Here is a 9864-nt window from a genome sequence, read left to right as displayed (position 1 = left end):
ACGCCCGGTTACATTCCGAACCCGGAAGCTAAGCCTCACAGCGCCGATGGTACTGCAGGGGGGACCCTGTGGGAGAGTAGGACGCCGCCGAACAAAATTTAGAGAGCTGGTCCCCGAACTTCGGTTCGGGGACCAGCTCTTTTTTGTTTTGCGTCACTCGGAGTTCACGTTGCGCGACCAATATCCGCCCCATGGGTACTGCTGCAATGCTCAGAGCCGCGGGCGTCGGAGCCGGTGACGAGGTCATCGTTCCGGCCTTCGGAAACGTGGAGGTCGCCGACGCCGTGGCCCAGGCCGGCGCCACGGTCGTCTTCGCCGACATAGACCCGACGACGTACTGCCTCGACCCCCACGCGATCGAGGCCGTCATAACTCCCCAAACGGCGGCGCTCGTTGTCGTGCACCGCTTCGGGCGGACTGCCGACATGATGCGGCTGTGGGAACTGGGGCAGCGCCATGAGCTGCTGGTCCTGGAGCAGGGCGAGTCCGAGGCGCCGTACGACGAGATCGCGCAGCGCAGGGAGCGGGCCGCCTACCTCGACGGCCGGCTGAGCGGCGTACGGACACCGGTCAGCGGCGACGGACACACCTATCAGCAGTACGTCGTTCGGGTGCCGGGGAACGGGCGTCCGGACCGGGACGCCTTCGCACGGGCCGTACGGGCCAGGGGAGTCGAGTGCCGGGTGCCGGTGAAGACGCCGGTGCACCGCTTGCCCGGGTTCCGGCGGGACGTACAGCTCCCCGAGACCGAGCGGGCGGCCGACGAGACTCTTTCGCTGCCTGTGGACGGGGCGTTGACGAAGCGGGAGATGCAGCGGATCGTCTCCGCGTGCAACGCGCTCGGCGGATTGCTGCAACCGGCCTTCTGACGCCGGCCCACTGATCCGAGCAGGTTGCTCCGGGCCATCTGATCTGGGCCGGACTGGTTGGGAGCACGGTTCGGTTCGGGGTATGATCTATCTCGTTGCCGCGAGGGAAACCTCGATAAGGCGACAGGCCCCCCTAGCTCAGTCGGCAGAGCGTCTCCATGGTAAGGAGAAGGTCAACGGTTCGATTCCGTTGGGGGGCTCAGACAGAAAAGGCCTCCGCCCTTGTGGGCGGGGGCCTTTCGCATGTCCTGGGCCGACGGAGCCTCGGCCCGTGGGGCCTCGGTCCGTGCGGCCTCAGTCCGTCTGAAGGCCCGGGACACGCATCGCCAGAATCGCCATGTCGTCCGACGGGGCGTCGGAGGCGAAGCGTTCGACCGCGCGCATGATGCGAGCGGCGACGGCGCCGGCCGTCAGCCCCGTGCACGTGGTGAGGACGTCCGTGAGGCCGTCGTCGCCGAGCATGCGGGTGCCCTCGCGGCGTTCCGTGACGCCGTCCGTGACGCAGAGCAGGACATCGCCCGGATCGAGCGTGACCGTCTGCTCGTACAGCTCCAGGTCCTCCATGACACCGAGGAGCGGCTGCGGTTCGGCGGCCGGTTCGACCGTGCCGTCCTGGCGCAGACGCAGCGGGAGCGGGTGGCCGGCGCAGACGACCTTCAGGACGGCGCTGCCGTCCTCCTGGGGCCACAACTCGCCGTAGAGCAGGGTCAGGAAGCGGCTGCGGGCGCCCTCGTCGAGGATCGCGGAGTTCAGCCGCTCCAGGACCGCGGGGCCGCCGTAGCCCTCGCGGGCCAGCAGGCGCAGTGCGTGCCGGGCCAGGCCGGTGACCGCGGCCGCCTCCGGGCCCGTACCGCAGACGTCGCCGATGGCGAAGCCGTACGCGCCGTCGCGGATCGGGAAGAGGTCGTAGAAGTCGCCGCCGACTTCGTTGCCCTCGCCGGCCGCGCGGTAGATGACCTCGACCTCGACGCCCTCGATCTGCGGGAGTTCCGGGGGCAGGAGGCTGCGCTGGAGGGACTGGCTGATGGCCGTGCGCTCCGAGTACAGGCGGGCATTGTCCAGGGCGAGGGCCGCTCGTCGGGAGAGATCCTCGGCCAACTCCAGGATTTCCTGGCGGAAATGCTCGTCCGACGGCTTGCCGAGGGTCAGCATGCCGATGACGCGGTTGCGGGCCACCAGGGGAAGGACGACGGTCTCGCCGCCGACCGCCGCGGCCGTGGCCAGCGTCGTACCGATGCCGGAGCTCACAGACGCCTGTTCGCCGAGGCCCAGGCTGCGCATGGACGTCCGCAGGGCCGCCTCGTGAGCCGCTGCGGCCGGGGCCGACCAGACGCGGGCGCCCGGGGTGGGTACCGGGTCCGGCGGGGCGATCTTCGAGAGCAACGCCTTGAGGCCGTCGATGAGTTCCTCGTCCTCGTGCAGGACGTACGAGAGGTACGGCTCGGAGGCCTGGTCGGCGATCGTGTACACGGCGCACCAGGTGGCCAGGGTCGGGACCGTCATCTGGGCCATGAGGGCGAGCGTCTGGTCGCGGTCCAGGGTGCCGGCGAGCAGGTCGGAGGCCTCGACGAGGAAGGACAGCGAGCCGCGGCGCAGGCGTTCCAGCTCGCCGAGCCGGGCCGATTCCACCGCCAGGGCGATGCGGTCGGCGGCGAACTGGAGGCGCAGGGCCTCCTCGTTGGAGTAGCGGCCGGGTGATTCGGCCGCGACGCCGAGGGAGCCGGTCAGGCGGCCCTCGACCTTGAGCGGGACGGTGACGACCGAGCGCATGCCGGTGCCACCGAGGAGCGGTACGGCACCGGGGACGACCATCAGGTCCTCGTGGACGGCGGGCATCCGGGCCGAGCCGTAGCGTCCGGGGCCCGCCTCGACGGGGACGCGGGCGAAGCGCTGGCGCGCGGAGGGCAGGCCCGTGGAGGCGCGTACCTCCAACTCCGTTTCGTCGTCGGTCGCGAGGAGCAGGAAGGCGGAGTCGCCGTCGAGCATGTCGCGGGCCCGCTCCACCGTGCGCTGGAGCAGGCCGTCGAGGTCGTCCGGGGCCGGCGATCCGATGAAGACCTCGAAGGGATCCGTGGCCTGGCCCTCGGAGTGGCTGCCCGAGTCGGAGGCGGGCCCGCGCAACGGGGTCTGCAGGACGGCGCGTTCGTGGTCGCGTACGAGGAGGCAGACGGTGGACGGCTCGCCGCTCGTGTCGCGGACCCGCAGGTGTGAGGCGTACACCGGTGTGACGCGGCCGTCGGCGCAGCGGACGCCGTAACTGCCTTCCCAGCGGGAGAGTTGGAGTGCCTCGACGATGCCGGTACTGGTGCCGGGGGTGTGCGGCCAGGCCGCGAGGTCGGTGAGCGGCTTGCCCGTGACCTGCTCGGCCGCGTACCCGAAGAGTTCCTCGGCGTCCTCGTTCCAGGCGTTGATGGCGCCCGTCCGGTCGATCTGGACGACCGCCACGCGTACCCGGCCGTCGGCCAGGGGGAGGAGGTCGGCGGGCAGCGAGGGGCCGGCGGCGCGGGTGCCGATCGCGCGCTCGGGGAGGTCGAGCTGGAACCAGACCTGCTTGCGGGTGGGCGTGTAGTCGACGCCCCAGCGGGCGGCGAGGGCGGCGCAGAGCTGGAGGCCGCGGCCGCCCTCGCGGTCCGGGCTGCCCATGCTGACGGCCGTCGCCTGGAGTGGGATCTCGCGTTCCGGGTAGTGGTCCGCCACCTCGATGCGCACACCGTCGTCGCTGCGCAGACACAGAACGTCGGCGGAGGTGCCCGCGTGCACGACGGCATTGGTGACCAGTTCGCTGGTCAGAACGACGGCGTCGTCGACGATGTCGGCGAAGCCCCAGCCCTGGAGCGTGTCCCGGACGAACGAGCGGGCGGTCGCGACGGACCGTCCCACGGGTTCGAAACTGGCGGCCGCGCGCGCGGTGATCACAGAACTCCCTGTCCGGTTGTCGGCATGCGGGATTCCCTGGCCGACCCGCTCCTGCGTGGGCAGAGCGTGGTTCCCCGTCGGCCGGGGATCCTGAGGCGTACCTCCAGGATGCAGTCCGGTGGTCATGGTGCGGTGCCCCTCCGATGCCTGCCTGCCCGCTCGTACTCGTGCCACCGCCCAGGCCGGACGGGACCGGCACGGCTGGACAGCCGCATGCAAGGTTACTTACCTTCGCCGCCCCCGCGGATGCCGGTCACGAGTGTTTCCGTCTGGAAGAGTCCGTTGTTTCCGTTCCGGCAGGTGCATGTGGTTGCCTCGGCCAGGGCCGGAGTTCCGTACCGAGGGTGTGCGGACGATGTGCGAAGCTGCCGAACTGTTATGGCCTGGTTCAGCCGGGGTGAAACACTGGGCAGGCTGCAGAAGAAGGTCCGGGCAGGTCGAATACCTTCCCCGCACCACGAACAGAAGTACCCGAGTACGCCGAGCAGTATTGGTCGACCCTTGCGGGAGGGACACAGTGGAGTCTGGCGCAGCGACGCGGGGCGGTAGGACGCGCGCGAAAGGCGGACAGTCCCTGAACAGCGGGCGCACACCGCGCACTGGCACCACCGAGGTGGACACGGCGGCCCTGAACCGGTTGCTGGCGGCCCTGTTGTCGATGCGGGACGGCAACTTCCGCAAGCGGCTCACCGTTTCCGGTGACGGCGTGATGTCCGAGATCTCGGCGGTCTTCAACGAGGTCGCCGACCGCAATCTGCATCTGACGGGCGAGCTGTCTCGGGTACGGCGCGTGGTGGGCCGTGAGGGAAAGCTCACGGAGCGGCTGGAGACGGGCGCCGGCGAGGGTGCCTGGGCGGCCGCGATCGACGCGTCGAACGCGCTGGTGGACGATCTCGTACGGCCTGTCTCCGAAGTCGGCCGGGTACTGTCCGCTGTCGCGGAGGGCGATCTGTCGCCGCGGATGGACCTGCGCGCGCAGGCCGCGGACGGCAACGGGCATCCGCTGCGCGGTGAGTTCCTGAAGGTCGGTCGGACCGTCAACAATCTGGTCGACCAGCTGTCGACGTTCACCGACGAGGTCACGCGGGTGGCCAGTGAGGTGGGTACCGAGGGCAAGCTGGGCGGCCAGGCCCGGGTGCGCGGTATGTCCGGTTCGTGGAAGGATCTCACGGACTCGGTCAACACGATGGCGTACCGGCTCACCGCTCAGGTGCGTGACATCGCTCTCGTGACGACGGCCGTCGCCAAGGGTGACCTGTCGCGGAAGGTCACGGTTCACGTGGCCGGCGAGATGCTGGAGCTGAAGAACACCGTCAACACGATGGTGGACCAGCTGTCCTCGTTCTCCTCCGAGGTGACACGCGTCGCCCGTGAGGTGGGTACCGAGGGCGAGCTGGGCGGTCAGGCGCAGGTGCCCGGTGTGGCCGGCGTGTGGAAGGACCTCACCGATTCGGTGAACCTCATGGCCGGCAACCTCACGGCCCAGGTGCGCGGGATCGCTCAGGTGACCACGGCGGTCGCGAGCGGTGACCTGTCGCAGAAGGTGACCGTCTCCGCGCGCGGCGAGGTCGCGCAGCTCGCCGAGACGATCAACCAGATGACCGAGACGCTGCGGACGTTCGCCGACGAGGTCACCCGCGTCGCCAACGAGGTCGGTGGCGAGGGACGGCTCGGCGGTCAGGCGAATGTGCCGGGCGCGGCGGGAACGTGGAAGGACCTCACGGACTCGGTCAACACGGTCTTCCGGAACCTCACCACCCAGGTGCGTGACATCGCCGCCGTGACGACCGCGGTGGCCAACGGTGATCTGTCGCAGAAGGTCAGCGTGCAGGTCGCCGGCGAGATGCTGGAGCTGAAGAACACCGTCAACACGATGGTCGACCAGCTGTCGTCGTTCGGTGTCGAGGTCACGCGGGTGGCGCGCGAGGTCGGCGTCGAAGGCGAGCTGGGCGGCCAGGCCCAGGTCCCGGGTGTGGCCGGTACCTGGAAGGACCTCACGGACTCCGTCAACACGGCGTTCCAGAACCTGACGGGCCAGGTGCGCAACATCGCCCAGGTGACCACGGCGGTCGCCAACGGTGATCTGTCGCAGAAGGTCACCGTCGACGTCTCCGGCGAGATGCTCCAACTGAAGAACACCGTGAACACGATGGTGGACCAGCTGTCGAGCTTCGCCGACCAGGTGACGCGGATGGCCCGTGACGTGGGCACGGAGGGCCGGCTCGGCGGCCAGGCCCGCGTGGACGGTGTGTCCGGCACCTGGAAGGAACTCACCGACTCCGTCAACTTCATGGCGGGGAACCTGACTTCACAGGTCCGGCAGATCGCCCAGGTCACCACGGCGGTGGCCCGCGGTGATCTGTCGCAGAAGATCGACGTGGACGCGCGCGGCGAGATCCTGGAGCTGAAGAACACCATCAACACGATGGTCGACCAGCTCTCCGCGTTCGCCGACCAGGTGACGCGGGTGGCCCGTGACGTGGGCACGGAGGGCCGCCTCGGCGGTCAGGCACAGGTGCCCGGAGTCGCCGGTGTGTGGCGCGACCTGACCGATTCGGTGAACGGCATGGCCGGCAACCTCACCGCGCAGGTGCGCAACATCGCGCAGGTCGCGACCGCGGTGGCCCGCGGTGACCTGTCGCAGAAGATCGACGTGGACGCGCGCGGCGAGATCCTGGAGCTGAAGAACACCCTCAACACGATGGTGGACCAGCTCTCGAACTTCGCCGAGCAGGTGACGCGGGTGGCCCGCGAGGTGGGCACGGAGGGCATCCTCGGCGGGCAGGCCGAGGTGCAGGGTGTCTCCGGCACCTGGAAGGACCTCACCCAGTCCGTGAACTTCATGGCCAACAACCTGACCATCCAGGTGCGCAACATCGCCGAGGTGACGACCGCGGTCGCCAAGGGCGACCTGTCGAAGAAGATCACCGTCGACGCCAAGGGCGAGATCCTCGAACTGGTCACCACCGTCAACACGATGGTGGACCAGCTGTCCAACTTCGCCGAGCAGGTGACCCGGGTGGCCCGCGAGGTGGGCACCGAGGGCAACCTGGGCGGTCAGGCGCGGGTGCCGGGTGTCACCGGTATCTGGAAGGACCTGAGCGACAACGTCAACGTGATGGCCAACAACCTGACCAACCAGGTGCGGAACATCTCGCAGGTCGCGACGGCGGTGGCGAACGGCGACCTCACGAAGAAGGTCACGGTCGAGGCGAGCGGCGAGGTCGCGCAGCTGGCCGACACCGTCAACACGATGGTGAAGACGCTGAGTTCGTTCGCCGACCAGGTGACCCGGGTGGCCCGCGAGGTGGGCACGGACGGCATCCTCGGCGGCCAGGCGCGCGTACCGGGCGTGTCCGGCACGTGGAAGGACCTCACCGAGTCGGTGAACGGGATGGCGTCCAACCTGACCGGCCAGGTGCGCAACATCGCGATGGTCACCACGGCCATCGCCAAGGGCGATCTGACCAAGAAGATCGACATCGACGCGCGCGGCGAGATCCTGGAGCTGAAGACCACCATCAACACGATGGTCGACCAGCTGTCGTCCTTCGCGGAGGAGGTCACCCGAGTCGCCCGCGAGGTGGGCACGGAGGGCCAGTTGGGCGGTCAGGCGCGGGTCCGCGACGTCGACGGCACCTGGCGCGACCTCACCGAGTCGGTGAACGAGATGGCCGGGAACCTGACCCGGCAGGTGCGTGCCATCGCCCGCGTGGCGACCGCGGTGACCCGCGGCGACCTGAACCTGAAGATCGACGTGGATGCCTCCGGCGAGATCCAGGAACTTCAGGACTACATCAACAAGATGATCGCCAACCTGCGCGACACCACCATCGCCAACAAGGAACAGGACTGGCTGAAGGGCAACCTCGCCCGCATCTCCGCGCTGATGCAGGGGCGCCGCGACCTCGACGACGTGGCCTCGCTGATCATGAGCGAGCTGACGCCGGTCGTCTCGGCCCAGCACGGCGCGTTCTTCCTCTCGATGCCGCTGGTCGACGGCAAGGACGCGGGCAGCGAGGACGAGGAGGCGTACGAGCTGCGCATGCTCGGGTCGTACGGCTACTCGATGGGCTCCATGCCGACGTCGTTCCGGCCCGGTGAGGCATTGATCGGGACGGCCGCGCAGGAGAAGCGCACGATCCTCGTGGAGAACGCGCCGAGCGGCTATCTGAAGATCTCCTCCGGGCTCGGTGAGGCGCCTCCGGCGCAGGTCATCGTGCTTCCGGTGCTCTTCGAGGGGACCGTGCTCGGCGTCATCGAGCTGGCGTCCTTCACGCCCTTCACGCAGATCCAGAAGGACTTCCTGAACCAGATCGCCGAGATGATCGCGACGAGCGTCAACACCATCTCCGTCAACACCAAGACGGAGGTACTGCTCCGGCAGTCGCAGGAGCTCACCGAGCAACTGCGGGAGCGTTCGGCGGAGTTGGAGAACCGACAGAAGGCGCTCCAGGACTCGAACGCGGAACTGGAGGAGAAGGCCGAACTGCTGGCCCAGCAGAACCGCGACATCGAGGTCAAGAACACCGAGATCGAGGAGGCCCGGCAGGTTCTGGAGGAGCGGGCCGAACAGCTCGCGGTCTCCATGCGCTACAAGAGCGAGTTCCTGGCGAACATGTCGCACGAGCTGCGTACGCCGCTCAACTCCCTGCTGATTCTGGCGAAGCTGCTCGCCGACAACGCGGACACGAATCTCACCCCGAAGCAGGTCGAGTTCGCCGAGACGATCCATGGCGCGGGCTCCGACCTGCTCCAGCTGATCAACGACATCCTCGACCTGTCGAAGGTCGAGGCGGGCAAGATGGATGTGTCGCCGACCCGTATCGCGCTCGTCCAGCTCGTCGACTACGTGGAGGCCACGTTCCGTCCGCTGACCGCGGAGAAGGGGCTCGATTTCTCCGTACGGGTCTCGCCGGAACTGCCCGCCACGTTGCACACCGACGAGCAGCGCCTTCTCCAGGTGCTGCGCAACCTGCTGTCCAACGCGGTGAAGTTCACCGATTCCGGAGCCGTCGAGCTGGTGATCCGGCCCGCCGGGGCGGACGTGCCGGTGGCCATCAGGGAACAGCTGCTGGAGTCGGGGTCGCTGCGGGACGCTGACGCCGATCTGATCGCGTTCTCCGTGACGGACACCGGTATCGGGATCGCGGCCAGCAAGATGCGGGTGATCTTCGAGGCCTTCAAGCAGGCGGACGGTACGACGAGCCGCAAGTACGGCGGCACGGGTCTGGGGCTCTCCATCTCGCGGGAGATCGCGCGGCTGCTGGGCGGCGAGATCTACGCCCAGAGCGAGCCGGGGCGCGGGTCCACCTTCACGCTGTATCTGCCGCTGCACCCGAGCGAACTGCCGCCGCAGGGCTACGGGCAGCTCGCGCCGACGCTGGAGGCGGGGGAGTTGCTGGCTTCCGAGGCAGAGCTGCACGACATCGGGATGCCGGCCGAGGTGAAGTCGTACCAGGACGCCCAGAACGGGCCCGCCGCACTGTTCAGGAGGCGCCGCAGGGCGCTGCCCACGGCCGAGCAGCGCACCGCCGTCCCCGGACAGCCGGAGGGTGCCGCGGGCGCGGCACAGGAGCCGTGGACGGTCGCGGGCCAGCAGGACGCGGGACCGCAGCAGGGGCGGGGCATCCGCTTCGAGGGCGAGAAGGTGCTGATCGTCGACGACGACATCCGCAATGTCTTCGCGCTGACCAGCGTCCTTGAGCAGCACGGCCTTTCGGTGCTGTACGCGGAGAACGGCCGCGAGGGCATCGAGGTCCTGGAACAGCACGACGATGTGACGGTCGTCCTGATGGACATCATGATGCCCGAGATGGATGGTTATGCCACGACCACGGCGATCCGGCGGATGCCGCAGTTCGCGGGACTGCCGATCATCGCGCTCACGGCGAAGGCCATGAAGGGCGACCGGGAGAAGGCGATCGAGTCGGGTGCCTCGGACTACGTGACCAAGCCGGTCGATCCCGATCATCTGCTGTCCGTGATGGCGCAGTGGATGCGTGAGGGGTGACAGACTCGTATGCGGTGATGCGTGGCCGTCACGTGCTGTTGGGCACCAGGACACCGTGCGGCACGG

The 9864-nt window shown here is 68.7% G+C and carries 3 protein-coding genes, 1 tRNA gene and 1 rRNA gene; 4 read left to right on the top strand and 1 reads right to left on the bottom strand.

Annotation, left to right across the window (positions count from 1 at the left end):
- From rrf to ACZ4N5_RS14525, 3 genes are all read left to right on the top strand, one after another.
- Positions 1-93: ribosomal RNA gene (rrf, locus tag ACZ4N5_RS14535) — 5S ribosomal RNA — on the top strand; the annotation flags it as partial.
- A gap of 113 nt (positions 94-206) precedes the next feature.
- Complete coding sequence (locus tag ACZ4N5_RS14530) at positions 207-869, top strand: DegT/DnrJ/EryC1/StrS family aminotransferase (RefSeq protein WP_467757433.1); 663 nt, start codon at positions 207-209, stop codon at positions 867-869.
- Positions 870-996: 127 nt separating this feature from the next.
- Positions 997-1069, top strand: a tRNA-Thr gene (locus ACZ4N5_RS14525).
- 94 nt (positions 1070-1163) lie between these two features.
- Here the strand turns inward: ACZ4N5_RS14525 and ACZ4N5_RS14520 are convergent.
- The gene (locus tag ACZ4N5_RS14520) at positions 1164-3911 is read right to left on the bottom strand and encodes a SpoIIE family protein phosphatase (protein WP_467757419.1); all 2748 of its coding nucleotides are present in this window, start codon (positions 3909-3911) and stop codon (positions 1164-1166) included.
- 391 nt (positions 3912-4302) lie between these two features.
- Between ACZ4N5_RS14520 and ACZ4N5_RS14515 the strand changes: the two genes are divergently transcribed.
- A complete protein-coding gene (locus ACZ4N5_RS14515) occupies positions 4303-9798 on the top strand; it encodes a HAMP domain-containing protein (protein WP_467757418.1) in 5496 nt (1831 codons plus the stop codon).
- Positions 9799-9864: the final 66 nt, after the last annotated feature.

This window comes from Streptomyces sp. NPDC026500, from assembly GCF_055567635.1.
This window is presented reverse-complemented; position numbering and strand designations above follow the sequence as displayed.

Bases quoted from the DNA above. Each gene is read 5' to 3' on its own strand.
- ACZ4N5_RS14520 (WP_467757419.1), bottom strand. From the start codon at position 3,911: ATGACCACCGGACTGCATCCTGGAGGTACGCCTCAGGATCCCCGGCCG.
- ACZ4N5_RS14530 (WP_467757433.1), top strand. From the start codon at position 207: ATGCTCAGAGCCGCGGGCGTCGGAGCCGGTGACGAGGTCATCGTTCCG.